This is a genomic window from Terriglobales bacterium (assembly GCA_035651995.1).
In the GTDB taxonomy this organism is placed as follows: domain Bacteria; phylum Acidobacteriota; class Terriglobia; order Terriglobales; family Acidobacteriaceae; genus DASRER01.
In genome coordinates this window covers 1-21,247 of the sequence record DASRER010000025.1, presented here as the reverse complement: position 1 = coordinate 21,247, position 21,247 = coordinate 1, and the positions used below count along the sequence as shown (strand labels likewise).

The 21,247-nt window shown below is 64.8% G+C and carries 20 protein-coding genes; 6 read left to right on the top strand and 14 right to left on the bottom strand.

Annotated features, from left to right (window positions below; translation table 11 throughout):
- Nucleotides 1-76 precede the first annotated feature (76 nt).
- The 3 genes from VFA60_09550 to VFA60_09540 form a co-directional block, all read right to left on the bottom strand.
- A complete protein-coding gene (locus tag VFA60_09550) occupies nt 77-547 on the bottom strand; it encodes a helix-turn-helix domain-containing protein (GenBank protein ID HZQ92024.1) in 471 nt (156 codons plus the stop codon).
- A 114-nt stretch (nt 548-661) separates the two neighbouring features.
- Nucleotides 662-3,250: a hypothetical protein gene (locus tag VFA60_09545; protein ID HZQ92023.1), complete on the bottom strand. Its 2,589-nt coding sequence runs from the start codon at nt 3,248-3,250 to the stop codon at nt 662-664.
- Nucleotides 3,251-3,342: 92 nt separating this feature from the next.
- Nucleotides 3,343-3,723, bottom strand: a complete 381-nt coding sequence (locus VFA60_09540; GenBank protein HZQ92022.1) for a holo-ACP synthase — start codon at nt 3,721-3,723, stop codon at nt 3,343-3,345.
- Between the two features lie 116 nt (nt 3,724-3,839).
- Here VFA60_09540 and VFA60_09535 point away from each other — a divergent pair, with 116 nt between their 5' ends.
- Complete coding sequence (locus tag VFA60_09535) at nt 3,840-4,697, top strand: diguanylate cyclase (GenBank protein HZQ92021.1); 858 nt, start codon at nt 3,840-3,842, stop codon at nt 4,695-4,697.
- 10 nt (nt 4,698-4,707) lie between these two features.
- Here VFA60_09535 and VFA60_09530 read toward each other — a convergent pair whose 3' ends face one another.
- The 3 genes from VFA60_09530 to VFA60_09520 form a co-directional block, all read right to left on the bottom strand.
- Nucleotides 4,708-7,218: a DUF3536 domain-containing protein gene (locus tag VFA60_09530; GenBank protein HZQ92020.1), complete on the bottom strand. Its 2,511-nt coding sequence runs from the start codon at nt 7,216-7,218 to the stop codon at nt 4,708-4,710.
- A gap of 85 nt (nt 7,219-7,303) precedes the next feature.
- On the bottom strand, nt 7,304-7,639 hold the full coding sequence (locus VFA60_09525; GenBank protein ID HZQ92019.1) for a hypothetical protein: 336 nt from the start codon (nt 7,637-7,639) through the stop codon (nt 7,304-7,306).
- Between the two features lie 16 nt (nt 7,640-7,655).
- Nucleotides 7,656-7,877 carry a hypothetical protein gene (locus VFA60_09520; GenBank protein ID HZQ92018.1) on the bottom strand — a complete coding sequence of 74 codons (222 nt, stop codon included), beginning with the start codon at nt 7,875-7,877 and terminating at the stop codon, nt 7,656-7,658.
- Between the two features lie 145 nt (nt 7,878-8,022).
- Between VFA60_09520 and VFA60_09515 the strand changes: the two genes are divergently transcribed.
- Both VFA60_09515 and VFA60_09510 read left to right on the top strand, forming a co-directional pair.
- A complete protein-coding gene (locus tag VFA60_09515) occupies nt 8,023-9,099 on the top strand; it encodes an MlaD family protein (GenBank protein ID HZQ92017.1) in 1,077 nt (358 codons plus the stop codon).
- 245 nt (nt 9,100-9,344) lie between these two features.
- A complete protein-coding gene (locus VFA60_09510) occupies nt 9,345-9,839 on the top strand; it encodes a hypothetical protein (GenBank protein ID HZQ92016.1) in 495 nt (164 codons plus the stop codon).
- Between the two features lie 54 nt (nt 9,840-9,893).
- Here VFA60_09510 and fabF read toward each other — a convergent pair whose 3' ends face one another.
- The 6 genes from fabF to VFA60_09480 all read right to left on the bottom strand — a co-directional run bounded on the left by fabF (nt 9,894) and on the right by VFA60_09480 (nt 15,428).
- A complete protein-coding gene (gene fabF / locus VFA60_09505) occupies nt 9,894-11,132 on the bottom strand; it encodes a beta-ketoacyl-ACP synthase II (GenBank protein ID HZQ92015.1) in 1,239 nt (412 codons plus the stop codon).
- A gap of 181 nt (nt 11,133-11,313) precedes the next feature.
- Complete coding sequence (acpP, locus tag VFA60_09500) at nt 11,314-11,559, bottom strand: acyl carrier protein (GenBank protein ID HZQ92014.1); 246 nt, start codon at nt 11,557-11,559, stop codon at nt 11,314-11,316.
- A gap of 110 nt (nt 11,560-11,669) precedes the next feature.
- Nucleotides 11,670-12,266 carry a Fic family protein gene (locus tag VFA60_09495; GenBank protein ID HZQ92013.1) on the bottom strand — a complete coding sequence of 199 codons (597 nt, stop codon included), beginning with the start codon at nt 12,264-12,266 and terminating at the stop codon, nt 11,670-11,672.
- 39 nt (nt 12,267-12,305) lie between these two features.
- Nucleotides 12,306-12,518 carry a hypothetical protein gene (locus tag VFA60_09490; protein ID HZQ92012.1) on the bottom strand — a complete coding sequence of 71 codons (213 nt, stop codon included), beginning with the start codon at nt 12,516-12,518 and terminating at the stop codon, nt 12,306-12,308.
- Nucleotides 12,519-12,708: 190 nt separating this feature from the next.
- Nucleotides 12,709-14,097, bottom strand: a complete 1,389-nt coding sequence (locus tag VFA60_09485) for an amidohydrolase family protein (protein ID HZQ92011.1) — start codon at nt 14,095-14,097, stop codon at nt 12,709-12,711.
- Nucleotides 14,094-15,428: an amidohydrolase gene (locus tag VFA60_09480; GenBank protein HZQ92010.1), complete on the bottom strand. Its 1,335-nt coding sequence runs from the start codon at nt 15,426-15,428 to the stop codon at nt 14,094-14,096. The genes VFA60_09485 and VFA60_09480 overlap by 4 nt, the downstream gene beginning before the upstream one ends.
- 297 nt (nt 15,429-15,725) lie before the next feature.
- Here VFA60_09480 and VFA60_09475 point away from each other — a divergent pair, with 297 nt between their 5' ends.
- Together VFA60_09475 and dtd are read left to right on the top strand one after the other, a co-directional pair.
- Nucleotides 15,726-17,135 (top strand): aminotransferase class V-fold PLP-dependent enzyme, encoded by a 1,410-nt coding sequence (locus VFA60_09475; GenBank protein HZQ92009.1) that lies wholly within the window; start codon nt 15,726-15,728, stop codon nt 17,133-17,135.
- 147 nt (nt 17,136-17,282) lie between these two features.
- The gene (gene dtd / locus VFA60_09470; GenBank protein ID HZQ92008.1) at nt 17,283-17,732 is read left to right on the top strand and encodes a D-aminoacyl-tRNA deacylase; all 450 of its coding nucleotides are present in this window, start codon (nt 17,283-17,285) and stop codon (nt 17,730-17,732) included.
- 139 nt (nt 17,733-17,871) lie between these two features.
- Here the strand turns inward: dtd and folP are convergent, their stop codons facing one another.
- Nucleotides 17,872-18,762, bottom strand: a complete 891-nt coding sequence (folP, locus tag VFA60_09465) for a dihydropteroate synthase (protein HZQ92007.1) — start codon at nt 18,760-18,762, stop codon at nt 17,872-17,874.
- Between the two features lie 278 nt (nt 18,763-19,040).
- Between folP and dacB the strand changes: the two genes are divergently transcribed.
- On the top strand, nt 19,041-20,621 hold the full coding sequence (gene dacB, locus VFA60_09460; protein ID HZQ92006.1) for a D-alanyl-D-alanine carboxypeptidase/D-alanyl-D-alanine-endopeptidase: 1,581 nt from the start codon (nt 19,041-19,043) through the stop codon (nt 20,619-20,621).
- A gap of 99 nt (nt 20,622-20,720) precedes the next feature.
- On the opposite strand, the gene VFA60_09455 is transcribed toward dacB, so the two are convergent.
- Nucleotides 20,721-21,050, bottom strand: a complete 330-nt coding sequence (locus tag VFA60_09455) for a hypothetical protein (protein ID HZQ92005.1) — start codon at nt 21,048-21,050, stop codon at nt 20,721-20,723.
- Between the last annotated feature and the right edge of the window lie 197 nt (nt 21,051-21,247).

Here is a 21,247-nt window from a genome sequence, read left to right as displayed (position 1 = left end):
CCCGGTTTTGTTGGTTCCTGGTGGCGGTCAGGCCGTCAACCTTACAACGAACGCGTGGATGTTCTTTCGACATCGCTCACTTACTTTCTCGCCGAAATTCATGCAACGCTTTCTCCAGGCGTGAATCGAACTTGGGTATCAAAGGCGTGGGATCGCGCTCCTCCCACCGGCGCCGGACTTCGGCGAGCACCTGCTGGCGGTTGGCGGCCATCTGCTCCACGAGCGCACAGGGGGCGCCCGTCCGCTCGTGGCGCGAGGACCAGATCAGCAGCTCAAGCACGACCGGCGCCAGTTCGATGCCTTTGCGCGTAAGGCGGTAGTTCACCCGCCGGCGGTCACCTTTCTCCCGCGCGACCGAAATGATGCCGGCGCTCAGCAGGCGCCGCAGCCGCTGCGCCAGGATGTTGGTGGCGATCCCTTCGCCCGACTGCTCGAATTCCTTGAACGTGCGATAGCCGCGCACCATCAGGTCGCGAATGATGAGCAACGACCAGCGGTCGCCGAAGCGCTCCAGCGCAATGCTCACCGGACAGCCCGAGCGCCGCACTGCTTGCTTCCGCCTGTTTCGCACAGCCGCGGCAGGGTAGCAAACTTTACTTGCATAAAGCAAGTCTTTCATTCGCGGCGAGAGCGCTGGGCGGCAAGCCGTAGAAATCGGGGATTACGCTCGCCGCAGAAGCGGCCAGGTCAGCGCCAGGGCCGCGGCGTAGGCGAGGGCGCCCGCAGCCAGCGTCACATTGAGTCCGAGGTGCACCGCGATGACCATTGCCAGCACGGAGCCCAGAACGCTCGAGCCCGCGTTGATCGCCCAGGCCCACTCGACCATCGAATCCGGGTTGCCCGCGACGCCCACCTCGTCGGCAGGGACGGCGTCGGCCTCGGGCGCGAGCGCGCGCAGTCCGGTGGGAAACGGCATGCCCATGGCAAATGCCAGCGGCGCCAGCAGCGCGGCACTCAACAGCAGCTTCAGCGGGAATGCGACCCCCACCAGCGACGCCAGTGTACCGGGCAGAACGACGACCAGCGCCGCTACGCCGCCGATCACGAGCGCGAGCGCCACGCGCAACCGCCGCCCGCGCCGCGACGCGCTCCAGTGCCGCGCCGCCAGACTGCCCATCCCGCTGGCCAGCAGCATGAGGAAGACGACCACGGTGAGCGCGTAGGTGGGATGCCCGAGGAACAAAACGAAGCGCTGAATGAAAGCGATCTCCACCAGGATGTAGCCGAGGCCGACGGCGGCGAAGTAGAGCAGCCCAGCGATGCGTCTTGGGCGGGGCTGGACGTCTCGTCCGGCCGCTCGCCCGTACAGGACAAGCGGCACGATCAGAAACGCGAGCACAGCGACGAACGCCAGCACCAACAGAAAGAACAGCACGACCACGCCGACGTTGATGCGCCAATCCATGCCGCGCCCGGTGCCGCCCAGGATGCCGCGGAGCACGTCGCCGGAGCGGATGGTGAAAAAGAAAAATGGAGCGTTGTCGGTGACGGGAGAGATGTTGTACGGGTATCGCGCGAGGAAGTGCTGCCGCCCGTTGAAGAACAGCGGAAGTTCGTCGGAGGAGTTGATTAGTTCGCGAAAAGGCGCGGCCGCAACGGGATTGGCTCGCAGCACCGGGCGATCACGGCTTTCGTCCGCGTCAGAGGGCGCGTAAATAAGGAACAGGTTCGGATTCCGGCGAATGTGCTCCAAGACCGCATTTTCTTCCGCCGGCGTGAACTCGGTCTTCTTAGCCAGCACCGTGACGGGACGGCCGTCTTCGTCCAGCGCGCCGTCGGAAACGACAAGAAAGTTGCGCGGCCGCATGCCGCCGCCCAAAGCCTCAATCTCCTGGCTCACCACGCGCAGCGCCTCGCGCGGCTGCCGAAACTCCCACCGCGTGATGGCGATGATTCCGTCCGGCTTCAAATGATCGAAGTACTCGCGAAACGCCTCCACCGTGTAGAGACTGTTTTCGCTGAGCGCGAACGCTCCCGCTGCCGTCGACGCCCACGTGTCCACCAGCGTCATCTGCACGACGTCGTAGCGCTCGCGGCTGGCGCGCAGATACGAGCGCCCGTCGCCCACGTGAATGTGCACCTGGGGCAGCTCGTAGAGGTGGTACGCATAGTCGGCATACCGCCCGCGCATGATGGTGTCGGCGATGATCGGATTGATTTCGATGCCGGTCACGTTCTGGCTGCCGTTGGCGACGGCGCGCAGCACGTCCACGCCGCCGCCCGGCCCGATGATGGCGAAGTCGCCGCGCGGACGCAGCACGTTGGCCAGCGCCGGCGCTGCCGCCATCAGGTCGCGCTTCCAGTTGTAGGCCGTCGCGGCCGGCGCTGAAGCGTTCGAATCAGCCGCGGTGCGCGACGGCAGGCCGTTGTCGTGCGGCGTAGGATGCGTGTCCTCGGCCCAGCGCGCCGGATCCACGTTCATGATGGCGCTCGACGCGTCGGCATCGATCACGATGTACTTCGACTCGCCCTGCTGGTTCACTTCGACGCGCGAGATCGCGTTCCACTTGGCGAAGAGCATCCAGGGCTGGTCGCGGCGAATGCCCTTGGCGTAGACGATGTCCACCAGCTTGCCGGAGTAGTTGGCCGCGATGGCAACCAGCAACAGCGCGGTCACTGCGATCGCAACGCGACTGCCGTCGCTGGCGGGCCCGGCTGCCCGGCGCCACAGTACGGCGGCGCTCGCCGCCGCCGCCGCGGCCAGCAGCACGCAGTTGGGCGCGCCGATCAATCCGAGCAGCGGGACCACGAGCGCGCAGGCGAGCGCGCCGCCCAGCAGATCAGCGCCGTAGAGTTGCGCGATCCGGCGGCCCTGCCGCGCAAAAACCAGCGACAGCAGCAGGCCGATCATGAAGAACGGCACGGCCGCGGCAAGATAAATCACCGCCAGGCGGGCAAAGTTGCCGCGCGTGGTGTCGAGCGAAACCGGCGTATGGATCACGACTTCCAGCGCGGCCACGATCGCCACGGCGGCGGCCAGTCCCAGCGTGTGCCCGATGCGCGCCAGCGGCCAGCGTGCCAGCCAGTCGCGGCGCACGTACGCGAATACGCCGCCGGCGCCGAGTCCCAGCAGCGCAATCGAAATCGCCAAAAATGCAAAGTGATAAAAGAGCACCACCGAAAACAGCCGCGTGAGCGAAAGTTCCAGCAGAAGCCCGGCGAAGCTGGCCAGCGAGACAGCGGCGGCAACGGCGCGAGCGCTGCCTCGGTCTTCAGCGGCTGGAGGAGATAAGACGGGAGATTGCGTCATGGAGAAAGGCAAAAGTAAAAAGTAAAAAGGAAAAAGGCAAAAGTGACTGGCCCTTACTGTTGCCTTTTACCTTTTGCCCTTTGCCTTGCCCTTCATTCTCCTTCGAAGATCACAAACGCCATCGCCTGCGTCTCGGTGTGCGTGAGCGAGAGTGAGATGTGCTTCACGCCCTGGCGCGCCGCGAATTCCGCCGCCTTGCCGGCCAGGCGCATGGTGGGGCGCCCGCCCGGCTGGCGGCGCACTTCGAAGTCGCGCCAGGCGACGCCGTGCCGCCATCCCGTGCCCAGCGCTTTCATCGCCGCTTCCTTAGCGGCAAAGCGCGCGGCAAAGCGTTCGGTCGCGTTCTGCTTCGAGCGGCAGTAGCGAATCTCGTCGGCCGTGAAAACGCGCGCGGCAAAGCGCTCGCCGAAGCGCTCCATGGCGGCGGCCACCCGCGCCACGTCTACAATGTCCACGCCAGTGCCCACGATCATGCGACGGCCGCGCCAATGAGCGCGCGGCAAAGCGACTACGGTATCACACGGCGCAGGAGCGTTCGGGCGTTGAAGACCGCCGAACGCGCGCTGAATTCGGTTTAGCTCCCGCGCGAATGGCCGCATCCAACCCCAGCATGAACATCACCGAAGTCCTGGGACGTCAGGATCGCAAGCTCCAGGCCGCGGTCGGCATTTTTCTGCTGCTGGCGGCGACCGTAAGCCATGTCATGAGCCCTCCGGGGCTGGAAACCGCGTTCTTCTATCTCGTCCCGGTTTCGTTCCTCACTTGGTACTTCGGCCGGCGCACAGGCTTGCTGGCCGCCAGCTTGAGCGCGGGGATCGCGCTGGGGATCGAGATGGAAGCTCACCTGACGCTCGCGGTGACCTACTGGAACGCACTCGCGCGCCTCGGCATGTTCGTGTTTTTCGTTTTCATCATCTCCGAGCTTCGGGCGCTTTACGAGCGCGAGCGGCACTCGTCACGGGTTGACGCGCTCACGCGCATTCCCAACCGCCGCGCTTTTCTGGAGGCGCTGGACACCGAAAAGGTCCGCGCGCGCCGCTATGGCCTGCCGCTCACGCTCGCCTATATCGACCTTGACCACTTCAAGGAAGTGAATGACCGCTTGGGGCACGCGGCGGGCGACGAGCTGCTCATGGCGATCGCCCGCGGCATGCAGGAAAACCTCCGCCGCGCCGACCTGGTCGGCCGACTGGGCGGCGACGAGTTTGCCGCTTTGCTTCCCGAGACCGCCGCCGAGGCGGCCACCGCCGTCCTCGACAAGCTGCAAGCGGTGCTGAACAACACCATGCAGGACCGCCGGCTGCCGGTGACCTTCAGCATGGGCGCTGTCGCCTTCCATCCTCCGCCCGATTCAACCGAGGAGATGCTCCAGCGCGCCGACGAGGCCATGTATGCGGCCAAGGCCGGCGGGCGCGACCGGCTGATTGTGCGCAGGCTGGCTGCCTAGTCGCTGCCGATCACGCTTGATCGGAGACCGGCGACAGGCGCTCCGTGGGCGCCGCTTGCAGCGCGAAGCCGAGCTTCTCGCCGAGCGTTTCGAAGCGCGTGCTCCACGCCACGGCTTCGTCGTTGCCGAGCTGCCGCACGCCGGGATACACGGTGAGCAGAAGCTGGTTGTAGATGTTCTGCACGCGCCAGAGGTCCACTTCGAACGGCAGCGAGCGTGCCATGCTGATCTGCGCGTCCAGGCGATGCAGCAACTCCAGGTCGGTGGGCGCGGCCAGCAGCCCGGCAAAGGCCTCTTCGAGCGTCTTCTTCAGGGCGAAGCCCAGCCCGGCGGCGTCGAGCGCCACGTGGTCGCGCGCCGCCGAACCCAAAAGCGCCGTCACGCGGTCCAGGTCGGGATCGCTTCGTGAAAACTCGCGCCGCAAGCTGGCGTTGATCACAAATTCCGCGCTGGCGCGCAGCACCGGCGGTACCGGCAGGTGCAGCTCGCCGAGGAAGCGCACCAGCGGCGCGTGGTGTTCGTATACGCCGCGATAGGTGCTCTCGGCCTCGCGCAGCACCGAGGTCACGATCGTATCGACGATGCGGCGCTGCTCGTCGCGGAAGAGCGACTTCAGCGAATAGCTGACGCCGGCGAAGTGCCGATCGAGAACGCGCACGGTGCCCGGCAGGTCGTCACGCTGGAACACTTCAGAGGCTTCGCGAGCCAGCTCGGCAAAGTGCTCATCGGTGGTCGCCGGCCTGACGCCCGCGCTGAGGTTGTGGTCGCCGAAGTGCAGCACCGCGAACGTAAGGAATGCGCTCTCTTCAGTGATGCGCGAGGTCACCAGGGCGCGTCCCAGCGCCAGCCGTGCGCGCCCCGCCTCGAGCGGGTGGTAATCCATGCGCGCCACCGAGTAGCAGTAAGTGGGCGCCCCTTCCGCGGTGCGCTTGAACATGCTGCTGATGGCGAAGTGCGCCGCGACCTTGGGCAGGTCAATGGTCGACGTGCGCACCAGCATCTCGTAGATGCGGCGCCCGTCGCCCATTTCGGGCAGGTTGCTCCTGGCTTCCGCGAGGCGAGTGAGGAACTGTTCTTCCAGCCCGTCGCTGAACAGCTCCTGAGCGAGCTGCACGGCGCGGCCGGCGTACTCCACCACCTGGACGCTCTCCAGACCGCTGAGCTCGTCGAAGAACCAGCCGCAGCTGGTGTACATCAGGAGCGTGTGCCGCTGCATCTCCAGCAGCTTGAGCGCGCGGACACGTTCGCTCGGCGTGAGTTGGCGGCGCGCATGCCTGGAGAAGAAACGCGCCACGCCCTCAGGCGTGCGGTCGAGCACGACTTCGATGTAGTCGTTGCGCGCCGCCCAGGGATCGCGAAGCAACTCACCGGCGGCTTGCGCGTAGAGCGGCGCCAGCGCATCGCGCAGCCAGTCGAGCGCGGCACGCAGTGGGCCGCGCCACGCCTGGTTCCATCCGGCGCGTCCACCGGTGTTGCAGCCGCAGTCAGACTTCCAGCGTTCGACGCCGTGGGCGCAGCTCCACGATGTGCTCTCGGCGATTCCCACCTCGTGCTCCGGCGGGTGCAGTTCGAGGAACTCGCCGTAGTTGGTGAGCCGCGCCAGCTGCTTGCTCTCCACGTGATGCAGCGCGTAAGCGAGCGCCATGTCGCCGTGGCGATGGTGATGGCCGTAAGTTTCGCCGTCGGTGGAGATGTGCTCGAGCTGCGGGCCTTCACGGCCGCCGTCGAACGCGGCCAGCAGGCGCGAGGCGAATGCTTCGCCGTTGTTGAGCAGGCCCTCGAAGGCCACGGCGCGTGACGTCGGACCGTCGTAGAAGAACAGGTTGATGCTGCGGCCCGAGGGCAGGCGCTGCACGTAAGCGCGCGAGGTATCGATGCGGCCGCCGGAAACGTCGTTCCACTCGGCCTCGCCGCTCGGTTGATTGCCGTTCCGGTTAGCCCCATCCGCCGAAGCGCCTGCGATTGGCCGCACGCGCGCGGCCTGGTGCGGCGCCAGGATGGTGAAGCGAATGCCGGCCTCGGCCAGGGCCTCGAGAGTCGGGATGTCGGCCGCCGTTTCGGCGAGCCACATCCCTTCAGGACGCCGTCCGAAGCGATGCTCGAAGTCACGCACGCCCCACAGCACCTGCGTCTGCCGGTCCTGCGGCGACGCGAGCGGCAGGATCATGTGGTTGTAAACCTGCGCCATGGCCGAGCCGTGTCCGGAGAACTTTTCCGCGCTGGCGCGGTCGGCTTCCAAGATGGCCGCGTACACCTCCGGCGCGTTCGCCTCGAGCCAGGAGAGCAGCGTGGGCCCGAAGTTGAAGCTGATCTTCGAGTAGTTGCTCACGATCTGCGCGATGCGGTTGTCGGCGGTCAGAATGCGCGAAGAGGCGTTGGACGCGTAACACTCCGCCGTGATGCGCTCGTTCCAGTCGTGGAACGGGTAGGCTGAGTCCTGCATCTCGACGGTTTCCAGCCAGGGATTCTCCCGCGGCGGCTGATAGAAGTGGGCGTGTATGCAGAGATAACGTTCGGCCATGTCAGCGGACCGCCTGCTTCGGAAGGGCCGTTCGCAAGGGTACCGCAGGCGCACTCAAGTCAGATGCACACAGGCGGCCTGGCGGCTAGCGTCCGCGACAGAAAACTGCCGTAGACAAGCGGGCCCGGGCGTGCAGTCGCTGTTCCACGCGCGCGACCTTGGCGCGATTCAGGCGCTGGATCATGATCGGATAGGCGTTCAGCGGCACGTTCGCCAAGGCCAGAGAAACCGACCAGCCGGTCCATCGCTGGGCACAGCAGAACGCCACAAACGGCAGCGAGAACAGCAACCAGCACCAGTGCACGCGCTCGCTGGCCACGGTCTGCGCTGCCGCGGCAAGCAGGGATCGTTTGCCGCGAACCATCCAGTGCTGTGGCGCTGTCCGGCGCGTGACGCGGTTGAAGGCGCTGCCGCCCAGCACGTATCGCCGGAGGGCGTCACGCCGGGCAGGCAGTAGAGCCGAGGTTCGCCCGCGCGGACTGCAAACACGCCGCGAATTGCCGAAGCAGAGGGACCGCCCCCAGCGCCAGCGCGGCCACAACGGTTGTGACCGCAAGGATGGGGCGGCTGCCCAGGCCGAGCCGCAGTACGGCGACGAGCGGCAGGAGCCACAGCACGGTGATCACTCCCATCCAGACGTTCGCCAGGCGGCCGCTCACGGTTGCGAAGTTAACAGGCCACCCGTGTCCGGTGTCGCTCCCCGCGCGCGGCGGCCGCTCAGCGGATGGAGGAAGGCGCCGATGCTGCGATGCGCGGAGCATCTGCTAGAATCGCGGCCTCTGCCCCTTCAACTTGGGAGGACGGTTGCCTAGCCAGAAACAGGTGAGATGGTCGCAGTTGCGTGTCGGTCTGACGGTCATCTTCGCCAGTCTCGCTCTGGCGGTCCTCATCTTTCTGATGAGCGGCACTACCGGCATCTTCACCCGGAAGATTTTCATTCGCGCGTATTTCGACAACGCCGGCGGACTGCGGGTGGGCGCGCCGGTTCGGCTGCACGGCGTGGACATCGGCAACGTGACCTCCATCCGGATCGTGGCGGGCCGCCCGCAGACGCCGGTGGAAGTCGGCATGAAGATCAGCACGCGATACGCCTTCGACGTCCGCAAGGAATCGCAGGTCTCGCTGAGCACGGCCGGCGTGCTGGGCGAAACATTCGTGGACATTGACAGCACGCAGGCGCAGAAGTCGCCGCCGGCGCAGAATGGTGATGAGCTGCCTATCCGCGACCGTCCCGACATTCAGGACGTTGTTCGCGCCAGCCAGGGCACGCTGCAGAACATCCAGACGCTGGTCCAGCGCCTGGACCGGATCGTGGGCACGATTGAGAACGGCCAGGGATCGGTGGGCAAGTTCATCAACGATCCCACGCTCTACAACCGGCTGACGCAAACGCTCGGCCAGGTGCAGGGCATGGTTGCCGACATCAGTTCGGGCAAGGGCTCGGTGGGCAAGCTGATCTACAGCGACGAGCTCTACCAGAAGCTGAATTCCGCCGTCGACAAGATGAACAGGATCGTGGACGACATCAACGGCGGCAAGGGTACGGTCGGCGTCCTGCTCAAAGACCAGGAGATGGCCGCGAAGCTGAAGAGCACGGTGAACGAGGCGCACACCCTGGTGGCCGACATCAACGCCGGTAAAGGCGCCATCGGCAAGCTCGCCAAGGACGAGGAACTGGCGCGCAAGCTCGACATCACGCTCGACCGCATTTCGAAGATCGCTGACCGGCTCGAGGCCGGCGAGGGCTCAGCAGGCAAGCTGCTGAAAGATCCGTCGCTCTACAACAACGCCGACCAGATGCTGGTGGAGACGCGGACGCTGGTGAAGGCCATTCGCGAGAATCCCAAGAAGTACCTGACAATTCACTTCCGCATTTTCTGAAAAGGCTGTTTCCCGCTTCCCTCTTTCCGTTTCCCGTTTCCCGCGAAAAGCTAAGGGCGCTCTTCAGCTCTTCGCCCTTGGCTCTTCGCCCTTAGCTGTCGGCTTCGCACGGCCGGGTTCAAGCCAGCAGCCAGGAGCCAGCAGCGTCTCTCGGGCTGACAACCCGCTTTCCAGCCGCAGCATCCCTCTTGGCGCGCCACGAGTCGATGTTGCACAGGCCATCAGTACCGGAAGGAGAGAGTTCTATGAAGAAGGCATTGTTTACCCTGGCCCTGACGTCGCTGTTCGCGCTGTCGATGATGGCGCAAACGAGCGCGCCGCCCAGCGCCCCGAGCACCTCCGATCAGAACCCGCCGGCTGCCCAGCAACCCAACCCGAGTCCCGGCCATACCCAGTCGAAACCCGAAAGCGACCAGGCCAAGCCCCAAAGCGACCAGAGCTCCAGTATGCAGACCATGGAGCACAAGGACCATAAAGGCAAGACCATGACCGGCTGCCTGAGCGGTCCGAACGCCGATGGCGCCTACACGCTCACCGCGAAGAACGGCAAGACGGTTGAAATTGGCGGCAACGACGCGTTGAAAGACCACGTGGGCCACGAGGTGAAGATCACGGCTACGGCGTCAACCGCAGCCGCGATGGGCGAGACCGCGGAAAAGAAGGAAGGAAAGGAAAAGCACTACAAGGTAGAGGACGTGCAGATGATTTCCGAAAGCTGCACTTCCGCCAAGGGCAAATAGCCGATCTGTGTCGGCGAAAAGCGCGGCTTGCGAGGGCAGGCCGCGCTTTTTCTATTACTCCGTCCAGCGGCGGAACAGCAGGCAGCCGTTGGTGCCGCCGAAGCCGAAGGAGTTGGTGAGCGCGAGGTTGATTTCGGTGTGGCGGGCCTGGTTGGGGACGTAGTCGAGGTCGCACTCCGGGTCGGGCGTTTCCAGATTGATGGTCGGCGGGATCACCTGGTCGCGCAGCGCCAGCACGGTAATGCCGGCCTCCAGGCCGCCGGCGCCGCCCAGCAGGTGCCCGGTCATGCTCTTGGTGCTGCTGACGGCAACTTTCTTCGCATGGTCACCGAAGGCGCGCTTGATGGCGATGGTTTCCAGCTTGTCGCCGATCGGCGTCGAGGTGCCGTGCGCGTTGATGTACTGCACGTCTTCGGGGCGCGCCTTGGCGTCGTTGAGAGTGTTGAGCATCACGCGATAAGCGCCGTCGCCGTCTTCGGCGGGCTGCGTGATGTGGAAGGCGTCGCCGCTCATGCCGTAGCCAACCAGTTCGGCGAAAATCGGCGCGTTGCGGCGGCGGGCGTGCTCGAGTTCTTCCAGGATCAGGATCCCTGCGCCTTCGCCGATCACGAAGCCGTCGCGCCCGGCGTCCCACGGGCGGCTGGCTTTTTCCGGCTCGTCGTTGCGGGTGGAGAGCGCGCGCATGGCGGCAAATCCGCCCACACCCATCGGCGTGATCGCGGCCTCGGTGCCGCCGGCGATCATCACGTCGGCATCGCAACGCGCGATGATCTTGGCGGCGTCGCCGATGGCATGTGCGCTGGTGGTGCAGGCGGTACAGGTGGCCTCGTTCGGGCCCTTGGCGCCCCAGCGGATGCTCACGTGTCCGGCCGCGAGGTTCACGATGGCCGCCGGAATGAAGAACGGCGAGATCTTGCGCGGGCCGCCGCTGATCAGGTTGGAGTGCTCGCGCTCGATCACGTCGAACCCGCCGATGCCCGAGCCAATGTGCACACCCACACGGGTAGCGTTCTCCGGCGTCACCCGGAGTCCCGACATCTTCATCGCTTCATCGGTGGCGGCCAGCGCCAGGTGGATGAAGCGGCCCATCTTCTTCAGTTCTTTTTTCTCGACGAAGTTGAGCGGATCGAAGTCGCGGACCTCGGCGGCGATCTGGCAGGCAAACTGGCTGACGTCGAAGTGCGTAACCCGGCGCACTCCGCTCTTGCCGGCGACAAGGTTCTTCCAGGCTTCTTCGCTGGTGTTGCCCAGGGCACAGATGAGCCCGAGGCCGGTGACTACGACACGTCGCACGAACTGGCTCCTTACGGTTGCGCCCGTCAGAACAATGCCGCAGGGCGGATGGCGCTGCGGCGGTGGGTGGAACAGGTCCTTCGCTTCGCGCTGGTCGCGCGCCGCGCTCAGGATGACCGCTGCGGGCTCCCGCTCCTCCCTTCGCTGCTCTTCAGGAGTCGCTCACGCCCGCAAAACGCGGTCACTTTGAAACCTTGGCCTTCTTCTCGATGTAATCAATGGCGTCGCGGACGGTGCGGATTTTCTCCGCATCCTCGTCAGGAATCTCGATGTCGAAGGCCTCTTCAAAGGCCATGACCAGCTCGACCACGTCGAGCGAATCGGCGCCAAGATCGTCCACGAATGAGGCGTTGGCCGTGACCTCGGCTTCGTCCACGCCGAGCTGCTCGACGATGATCTGCTTAACTTTTTCTTCAACCGCTGCCATGGGGAGTGCGCCTCCTGGGCGAAGAATTGCCCTGCTCCGGTATACCAAACCCCTCAGTGTAATGGGCGGGGTGGGGCGTGTAAAGACTGTAAGGTCGCAGATGACGAAACTCACTGATCCGTAAGCTGGCCCTTCAACAATTCCTCAAGATACTTCGCCATGACCGAAACGTCCAGCTTGCCTTCGTCCCATGCACGATCCGCAGCAGCCAACGCGTCATAGTACGGCTTGCGATTCTCGCGTATTCGCTCCGGAACGATCTTCTTACCAGGGAGCAACGCGCCATGCTTCAGGCAGATCAGATAGTAGCAAGCAGCGCGCGCTGTTCGCCCGTTTCCTTCTACAAACGGGTGAATCCAATTCAGCCGCCAAAGCGCATATCCTGCAAGCCATGTGGGATGATCTAGTATTGTCCAGTTTTCATGGATAAGAGAGAAGAACCTGTCCATCAAATTTGGGACTTTCTCGAAATGCGGTGGCGTGTGGTTGCCGACGTAGATCGGCTCCTCGCGATAACGGCCCCCGAATTGAGCAATATTCGCCACGGCCGTGTAGTTCAGAGCCCACAGTGTGTACTTATCGAACGCTTCTATCCCTTTCGTTAGCCCAATTTCGACGCAGTTTGACAACAGGTCGTACTGGCGAAGGAGGTTTTGTTCTTGAATACGTCTGAAAAGCGCGGGATCGTCTTTCTCGCGTACCGACATATGTAAGTAGTGACCCGGCGATGGGCCGGATCACAGAGATTAGCGAACCAGTCGAATATGCTTGGAGGCTTGGCGAACGCTGTCCTTAGTAATATCTTTCGCGTCCGCTGGCGCGTTGCCAAATGCAAAACTGATTCTTTGCTCGCGCAGTTCAGCCTCTGTCACCGGCGTCTGGCGTGACGCCTCCAGCAATTTTCGCAAGTCAGCGTCGGGCTTGATCTCGCCGAAAAACTGCTGCTTTCGGTCTGCCATGATGAAAGTCCCTTCTCTTTTTGTTCGGCCCGCCGAGCGGAGGCGGGAACCGAATAATAGCTCTTACTGTTTTGATGTCAATAGCTTACCACCCAACAGCGTATACTACGTATACCATTAGATGCTGCCGTGCCTGAGATGGTTGGATTTGCGTGTATAAGCCGCTGCAAACTAAGCCTTATTTGGTCCTTCACCGTTCCATGTACCGGTCCCGCAGCTCCGTCTGCCTGCTCTTCAGCGGCACTTCGCGGCCGGCGATGAATACGCGCTTCACGTCGGTCTTCACGTCGAGCGGGTCGCCGTCGGCGATCACCACATTGGCGTCTTTGCCCACGTCGAGCGAACCCAGGCGGTCGGCCACGCCGAACATCTCGGCCGGGTTGATGGTGATGGCCTTCAGAGCCTCATCGTACGGCAGGCCGTACGCCACGGCGTAGCCGGCCTGGTACGGCAGGTTGCGCGCGTTGTGGTCGTCATCGTAGCTGGCGAACGCGATTTTCACGCCGCGCTTGGCGAGCTGCGCCGGCAGGCTGTAGACCGCGTCGTAGCGCTGGTCGTCAGCAGGAAAGGTGTAGATCGGTCCCACGATGACCGGGACCTTGAACGCCGCGATCTGGTCGAGCAGGCGCTGCGCCTTGTCCACGTGGTTGAGGATGATCTTTAAATTAAACTCGCGCGCCAGCGAGACGGCGGTGAGCACTTCGTCGGACTGCCGCGCCGCCAGCACGACCGGCTTCTTGCCGTCCAGATACGGCAGCAGCGCCTCCAGCTTCAGGTCGTGCTTGAACGGCTCGCCCGCCGCCGGCGCCGTGTCGCCCGTCTGCCGGCGCCGCTCTTCGCGCGCCAGCTTCTGCGCGTAGTTCTGCGCGTCGAGGAACGACTGGCGCAGCTGCGCGGCCACGCCCATGCGCGTTTCCGGAAAGCGTGTTTGCTGCGCCGAGCCGGCGCCGCCGCGCTGGCCGCGCCGCACTTCGCCGATGAAGTTGATGGGCAGCGCCACGTCGCGCGCGATCAGCATCTCGTCGCGGTTCCCACCCGCCATCTGGGCGATCGAATCCTGCCCGGGCATGCTGTCGCCGTCCTGCGGGGCGATCACGGCATTGGTCACTCCGTTCATGCGCGTGACCGGAATCAGTTCGCTCTCGGCGTGGAACGCGTCGTAGACGTGCATGTGCGGCATGATCTCGTCGCTCATCTCGACCAGGTCGTTCGTCATCGGCTCGGCGGAGATTTCCGTCAGGCCAAGGTGCGACTCAGCGTCAAACAGACCCGGATACACCGTCATGCCGGTGGCATCGATGACCTGCGCGTTCCTGGGAACGTTGGTGCCGTTCACCGGTCCGACGGCCGTGATTTTCCCGTTCTCGATGACAACGACGCCGTTCTCTACAATGCCGTGAGTGATGGTCAGCAGCTTGCCGCCGCGGATCGCGATGGGCGCCGGCGATGTGGCAACCGTTCCAGGCGAGGGCTTCTGCTTCTGCGCGAGCAGGGGCAGCGCCGCAAGGACCACAACCAGCGCGGATGCAGTGCGCGCCTTAGCCAACGACCAGCGACCAACAACCGACGACGTTTTCATTGTCCCTCCGCGTGGAAGTGCGTGAGCCCGAGTCCGGGCAGCGAGCGGTCGAAGTAAACCTCGCCGTCGATCAGCACTTTGTCGGCGAGCGCGTAGCTGGAGAGCGGCGGACCGTTCCAGATGACGATGTCGGCGTCTTTGCCCACGTCAATCGATCCGGTGCGGTTGTCCACGCCGATGATCCACGCCGGATTCAGGGTGATCATCTGCAACGCCTGTTCCTCGGTAACGCCGCCGTAGCGGAGGACCTTGCCGGCCTCCTGGTTGAGGCGGCGCATGAAGTCGTTGGAGTCGCTTTTCAGCGCCACGCGCACGCCTTTGTGCATGGAGATTTCGGCGTTCCACGGAATCGCGTCCCAGGCCTCGTTCTTGTAGCCCCACCAATCGCTGAAGGTCGCGATGGCGGCGCCGGCGGCGGCGATCTGCGGCGCCACCTTGTACGCTTCCAGCGCGTGATGGAAGGCGCGGATCTTGTAGCCGAACTCGTTGGCCAGCGCGATCTCGGTGAGGAACTCGTCGGCCCGGTAGATGTGGATCTGGACGAGCAGCTTGCCGCGCAGCACGTCGGCCAGCGCCTCCAGCTTCAGGTCTTTCTTCGGCATGCGCGGGTCTTTGTCGCCGCGCTGCACTTTCTTGTTGTACTCGTCCCACTCGTGCATGTAGTCGCGCGCCTCGGTGAAGGCCATGCGCATGACCGCGAAGTTGCCCATGCGTGTGGAGGGAAGCTGGTTGCGCGAGCCGAAAACGCGCTTGGGGTTCTCGCCCGAGGCGAACTTGATCGACTGCGGCGCGCCGGGGAATAGCATCTGGTCGCGGCCGAGTCCGAACTTGTTCTTAATGACCACGGCCTGCCCGCCGATCATGTCGGCCGAGCCGTGCAGCAGCAGCGACGTGGTCACGCCGCCCGCCAGGGCGCGATAGATGGCCTTGTCCTCATAATCGAAGGCGTCGAGCATCATCATGTGCGGCACCACGGGGCTGGTGGCCTCGTTCACGTCGCTGTCGAGCGCCATGTGCGCGTGCGGATCGATGATGCCGGGCGTAACGTATTTCCCGGTCGCGTCAATCACGGTGGCGCCGGCCGGCGCGTTTACCGTGGCGCCCACGGCGGCGATCTTGCCGTCGTGGATGTACACGCTGCCGTTGGGAATGGTGCCGTGGGTCGCCGTCAGCACCGTGCCGCCGCGGATAACGACGTCTTGCGACGGCGGCGCGGCAGCCGCAGGCGCGAGCTGCGGAACAGCCGGTGCGCTCGGCCCGGATTGCGCGGCCAGCGACACGCTGCACAGCACCGTGAGCGCAAAAGCCCACAGGGCGCGTTGTTTGGGCATATCGGACTCCTGATTGCAAACGAGGGAGCGAAGCAGTGTAGCGGCGCAGGCAGGACGCGTCAATCAGGGACGACGCGCTACGAGGAAGCTCCTCAGAGGGCTGGCTTTTCATCCGCTGGTGGCCAATCGCACGTCCAGCTTCGAGTGCGGCCCCCACAACGGCATGAACCTGGGAGGATGCAACGGATTGCAACAAGCGGAGAAAACTCTTCGAATCATTCTGGGCTCCCGCACATCTGGTTGGCTATTGGTTCCCGGATAGCGGCCCCCACGCTTCGGCATGCGAGGATGTTCACCATGACCCACGCGCTGCTCCATCAGGTGATCGACGCCATCCAACGCCGCGAAGAACGCAACGCCACCGGGCCCGTGTTCCCGCGCGTGACGGTTGAAGAACTGCGCGCCGCGCTCGGCGGTCCGCTCAACGAGGACGGCCTCGACGCCGTGGAAGTCGTCCGCCACCTGGCCGAGGCGGCCGATCGCGGCATCGTCGCCAGCGCCGGCCCGCGCTACTTCGGATTCGTGATTGGCGGCAGCCTGCCCGTCACCACCGCCGCCGACTGGCTCACCTCGATCTGGGACCAGAACTCGGGCTTGTACGCCACTTCGCCCGCTGCCTCCGTCACGGAAGAGATTGCAGCGGGGTGGCTGGTCGAACTACTCGGGTTGCCGGCGAGCGCAAGCGTCGGATTTGTGACCGGCGGGGGAACGGCCAACTTCACTGGCCTGGCGGCGGCGCGACACGCCGTGCTGCGCAAAGCAGGATGGGACGTGGAAGAGGCGGGCCTTATCGGCGCGCCACGCATCAACATCGTCATCAGCGACGAAGCGCACGCCACCATCCTCGCGGCCCTGCGAATGGTCGGGCTCGGCACCCGGGCGCATCGCGTCCCGACAGATGCGCAGGGCCGGATGGTCGCGAGCGACTTCGAGGCCGTGCTGGCCAAGTGCCAGGGGCCCGCCATCGTGTGTGCGCAGGCCGGCAACGTAAACACCGGCTCATTCGATCCGCTGGCCGAAATCGGCGAGGCGGTCCGCGCGCGCGACAAGTCGCACCCCACCTGGCTGCATGTGGATGGCGCTTTCGGCCTGTGGGCCGCGGTGAGCGAACGGCTGCGACACCTCGTGCGCGGCGTCGAGTTGGCCGACTCGTGGGCCATCGACGGCCACAAGTGGCTGAACGTGCCGTACGACTCGGGGTTCTTGATCTGTGCGCACCCGGAGGCGCACCAGGCGGCGATGGGCATTACCGCCGCGTACCTGATCCACTCCGAGAAGCAGGAGCGCGACAACTTCAACTGGACCCCCGAATTCTCCCGTCGCGCCCGCGGCTTCACCGTGTATGCGGCGCTGCGTCACTTGGGCCGCAGCGGCGTGCGCGACCTCGTCGAGCGCTGCTGCGCCCGCGCCCGGCAGTTCGCCAAACTGCTCGACGGGCAGCCCGGCGTCCGCGTCCTGAACGACGTAGTGCTGAACCAGGTGCTGATTCGTTTCCACGGTTCCGACGAGGCCACGCGCTCGGCGATCGAGCACGTGCAGCGCGACGGCGCCTGCTGGCTGAGCGGCACCACGTGGCACAAGATGGCGGCGATGCGCATCTCGGTTTCCAACTGGTCCACCAGCGAGAAGGACGTGGAGATGTCGGCGGCGGCAATCCTGCGCGCCGCGGCGGCGGTGGCGCCGGCGGGGTCGGCCGCGCGGGGATAGAAGTTTGGACCGCGGAGACGCGGAGAAAAACTTCACACAAAGGCTTCGCCGAAGGGCTTCGTGTGACCTTTGTCTGCTTCGCGTGAAACGGCTTTTCTCCGTGTTTCCGCGTCCTTGTGGTTCACGCGCTCTGTTAAGCTCGCGCACATGCGAGCCGTCGTCCAGCGCGTCTCCCGCGCGCGCGTCACTGTGAACGGCGAAGTGGCTGGTGAGATCGGGCCTGGCCTGCTCGTGTTGCTCGGGGTCGCCGCGCGTGATACCGAAGCCGACGCGACGGCGCTCGCCGCGCGCGTCTGCAAGCTCCGCATCTTTGATGATTCCGACGGCAAGATGAATCTGGCCGCCGCCGACGTGGACGGCGCCGTGCTTGCGGTCTCGCAGTTCACGCTGCTGGGCGATGCCCGCGGCCAGAACCGTCCGTCATTCCTCGCCGCTGCGCGCCCCGAGCAGGCGCGCCCTCTATATGAGCGCTTCGTGGCGGCGATTCGCGAGACCGGCCTGCGCTGCGAAACCGGCCGCTTCCAGGAGATGATGCAGGTCGAGTTGGTGAATGACGGCCCAGTGACGATCTTGCTGGACAGCGAAAAATTGTTCTGACTTCGTTTTTGTCATCCTGAGCGAAGTCTGAGCGTCAGCGAAGGCGAGTTGAAGCGTCCCTATTCGACCGCGACGTTGGGGTAGTGGCAGGGATCCTTCGACTCCCGCCAGAGTCCGCGACGCGGACCCTGGACTCCGCTCAGGATGACAAACCAGGGCTCAGCGCCGCCTCAACCACCCGCGCCGCCTGCACCGTCGCCGCCACGTCGTGCGCGCGCACGATGTGCGCGCCGGCGAGCATGGTCATGGTTGCGGCGGCCAGTGAGCCGTACAGCCGCTCGGAGGCGGGAAGGTCTTTGCCGTCGCGCGCCAACGCGCGCCCAATGAAGCTCTTGCGCGACGTCCCTGCCAGCAGCGGGTAGCCGAGCTCGCGCAGGTCGGCGAATCGGGCGAGCAGCGGATAGTTTTCCTCGAAGTTCTTGCCGAAGCCGAAGCCGGGATCGAGCACAATGCGTTCCCGCGCGATGCCGGCGTCGAGCGCAGCGCGGGCGCGGTCAGCCAGGTCGCGCTTCACCAGCGCAACCATGTCGGCCACCGGCGGCAACTTGCGCCACTCGTCGGGCCGGCCGCGGGTGTGCATGAGCACGGCGCCGCAGCCGAGCTGGGCGAGGGTGTGCGGCATGGCCGCGTCCCACAACCCGGCGGAGACATCGTTCACGATCTCCGCGCCCGCCACGACGGCGGCGCGCGCGACCCTGGCCTTGTACGTGTCCACGGAAACGATCGCGTCCGGCCGCGCACGCCGTACGCCTTCGATGACAGGCAGAATGCGATCGGATTCCTGCTGCGCGCTGACCGCCGCGGTCGTGCCAACGCCCGCTCCGGGCCGCGTAGACTCGCCGCCGATATCGAGGATGTCAGCGCCTTCCCCGACAAGCCGTAGCGCATGCTCAATGGCGCGCTCGGCTGAGACGTAAAGCCCGCCGTCGCTGAACGAATCAGGCGTGACGTTGACCACGCCCATCACCAGCGTGCGCTGGCCGAGCGCCAGCGTGCGCGAGCGGAGCCGCCATGTGAAGTTCGGGCGCATTTACCAGTAGAATACGCGGTGAGCACACGGTCGCGTTTGTGGTTCTTCGGCTCGCATTCCTGATTGCATCGCAGCAGTCTTATCCGCCCCAGTTCTGGCAGGGGCCGAGCGCGACATCCAGCGCGTGCCTCCGAGCGCGTTCGGGAGCTGCCGAGGACCGTTCGCACCGCTCTCGAGAACCGCGGCTGCACCAATGCTGCCACCGGGGCCAGTGGCTGCACGTGCCAAGCGCCCGCTGAAAAGGCGCACGAAACCGTGCTAAACTTCTACTCACCCCGATGCAGCGCGCGCGCTACTCCGCCGTTTTCCTGCTGCTGATTGCGCTGATTGCGCAGCCGCTTCCGGCTGCAAACAAGAAAAAAGATTCCAAGAGCACCCTCGGCGCGCGAATCGACAAGATCCTCGATCAGACAGACGTTTCCCGCGGCTTCTGGGGCATCGAGGTGGTTTCGCTCAACAGCGGCGCCACGCTTTACTCGCGCAACGCCGACAAGCTGTTCACGCCCGCGTCGAACACCAAGCTGTTCACTACGGCCACGGCGATGGCGCTCATCGGCCCCGACTATCGCTTCCGCACCACCGTAGAGACGACTGGCGCCATTGATAAGTACGGCCGCCTGAATGGCGATCTCATCCTGGTCGGGCGCGGCGATCCGAACCTTTCCGGGCGCACGCTGCCCTACAACACGCGCACCGAGCGCAAGCTTCCGCCCGCCAAAGTGCTCGCCGACTTGGCTGACCAGGTGGTGCAGAAGGGCCTGAAATACGTGGACGGCGACATTGTGGGCGACGATTCCTGGTACGCCTTCGAGCGCTACGGCGAGGGCTGGACGCAGGACGATCTCGTCTGGGAGTGGGGCGCGCCCGTTTCCGCGCTCACCATCAACGACAACGTCGTTTTCGTCGACATCATGCCGGCCGATCGCGCGGGCGAGAAGGCGTTCATCAACCTGAACCCCTTCCCCGAGTACTACCGCGTGGACAACCGCATCCTGACCACGCCGCCGGGCACGCAGCCCCGCAAGATCTACATCAACCGCGAGCCGGGCTCGAACCAAATCACCTTCTGGGGCAACATCCCGCTCGACGATTCGGGCGCGCACGAGGCGCTTGCCATCGAAGACCCGGCGAACTTCGCGGCGCAGCTGTTCCGCAGCCTGCTGGAGCAGCGCGGCGTGGTGGTGTACGGGCGCCCGCGGACACGCCACACCGAACTGGCCAAGCTCTCGACCATTACCGTGACCACGACGGCTTCGGCCCAGGGCGGCGGCGGCGGCAGCGAAGTGCCCCCCAACCTGTTCCCCAAGCCGGTCGTGCTGGCCAGCTACGACTCGCAGCCGTTCCTGCAGGACCTGCGCGTGATCAACAAGGTAAGCCAGAACCTGCACGCTGAATTGACGCTGCGCCTGCTCGGCCGCGAGAAGGGCGCCAACGGCACCATCGAATCGGGGCTCGAAGTGGTGCACGGCTTCCTGACCCAGGCCGGCATACAGGGCGAAGAGTACGTGTTCTACGACGGCTCGGGCCTCTCACGGCAGAACCTGGTGACGCCGCACGCCATTGTGAAGCTGCTCAGCTACGCTTCCGTGCAGCCTTGGTACGCGGCGTTTCGCGACACGCTGCCCGTCGCCGGCATGGATGGCTCCCTTGCCGACCGCTTCCGCAATTCGCCCGCGCTCGGCCACGTCTTCGCCAAGACCGGTTCGCTCGGCCACGTGAACGCGCTGAGCGGATACGTGAAGACCGCCGGGGGCGACACGCTGGTGTTCTCCGTGATCGCCAACAATCACAACCTCACCAGCCGCAGGGCGCTCGAGACGATTGACCTGATCGTCGAGCAAATGGTGGCGGAGAAGTAGCCCATTTGTTATTGACGACTGGTTATTTCCTATTTGCGACGGCCGCGCAGGCAGCCACGATCCCGCAACAATCACAAATAACAGACAGCCAATAACAAATCACATCACCCATTCCGCGTTGCCGATCCGCATCTCAAGCTTCTCGGCCTGGGCACGTTCGCCTTCCAGGCAGCGATGGCAGAGGCACGCGAAGTGGGCGATGCTGCCGTCTTTGCGATAAACGGTGACCGGCACCACATGGCGCACGTGCGCGCGGCATAGCGGGCAGCGGCTGCCGCCGGAGAGGCGGAAGCGCAACTCAGCGTACGACGCCAGCAACTGGCGGGCGCGCTGCTTGCTGCTGGGCTGCTCCGGGCTGTCGGCCAGCGCTTCGAAGTAATCCTGAAGCACCTTGTGCGACAGCTTGCCCTTGGAGAGCCGCATGGACATGACGGCAAATATTGCAGCACGAAAGTGTCGCTGTTTCAACTGAAAGGAAGATAAAAGGGTGATGTCACGCGGCTTGTGTAAATAGCTTGAGGGTGCGGGTTTTCCATTCCAGGGTAAATCTCTGGAAAATGGAGTAGATGATTCGGTCCACGCTTTTGACGTTCACAAAGCACACCATCGGTCGGGTTCGTCGGCGC

What these genes read in the sequence shown, in the direction of transcription:
- VFA60_09545 (HZQ92023.1), bottom strand. Translation starts at nt 3,250, where the DNA reads ATGACGCAATCTCCCGTCTTATCTCCTCCAGCCGCTGAAGACCGAGGC.
- VFA60_09540 (HZQ92022.1), bottom strand. Translation starts at nt 3,723, where the DNA reads ATGATCGTGGGCACTGGCGTGGACATTGTAGACGTGGCGCGGGTGGCC.
- VFA60_09535 (HZQ92021.1), top strand. Translation starts at nt 3,840, where the DNA reads ATGGCCGCATCCAACCCCAGCATGAACATCACCGAAGTCCTGGGACGT.
- VFA60_09530 (HZQ92020.1), bottom strand. Translation starts at nt 7,218, where the DNA reads ATGGCCGAACGTTATCTCTGCATACACGCCCACTTCTATCAGCCGCCG.
- VFA60_09510 (HZQ92016.1), top strand. Translation starts at nt 9,345, where the DNA reads ATGAAGAAGGCATTGTTTACCCTGGCCCTGACGTCGCTGTTCGCGCTG.
- acpP (HZQ92014.1), bottom strand. Translation starts at nt 11,559, where the DNA reads ATGGCAGCGGTTGAAGAAAAAGTTAAGCAGATCATCGTCGAGCAGCTC.
- VFA60_09495 (HZQ92013.1), bottom strand. Translation starts at nt 12,266, where the DNA reads ATGTCGGTACGCGAGAAAGACGATCCCGCGCTTTTCAGACGTATTCAA.
- VFA60_09490 (HZQ92012.1), bottom strand. Translation starts at nt 12,518, where the DNA reads ATGGCAGACCGAAAGCAGCAGTTTTTCGGCGAGATCAAGCCCGACGCT.
- VFA60_09485 (HZQ92011.1), bottom strand. Translation starts at nt 14,097, where the DNA reads ATGAAAACGTCGTCGGTTGTTGGTCGCTGGTCGTTGGCTAAGGCGCGC.
- VFA60_09480 (HZQ92010.1), bottom strand. Translation starts at nt 15,428, where the DNA reads ATGCCCAAACAACGCGCCCTGTGGGCTTTTGCGCTCACGGTGCTGTGC.
- VFA60_09475 (HZQ92009.1), top strand. Translation starts at nt 15,726, where the DNA reads ATGACCCACGCGCTGCTCCATCAGGTGATCGACGCCATCCAACGCCGC.
- dtd (HZQ92008.1), top strand. Translation starts at nt 17,283, where the DNA reads ATGCGAGCCGTCGTCCAGCGCGTCTCCCGCGCGCGCGTCACTGTGAAC.
- folP (HZQ92007.1), bottom strand. Translation starts at nt 18,762, where the DNA reads ATGCGCCCGAACTTCACATGGCGGCTCCGCTCGCGCACGCTGGCGCTC.
- dacB (HZQ92006.1), top strand. Translation starts at nt 19,041, where the DNA reads ATGCAGCGCGCGCGCTACTCCGCCGTTTTCCTGCTGCTGATTGCGCTG.
- VFA60_09455 (HZQ92005.1), bottom strand. Translation starts at nt 21,050, where the DNA reads ATGTCCATGCGGCTCTCCAAGGGCAAGCTGTCGCACAAGGTGCTTCAG.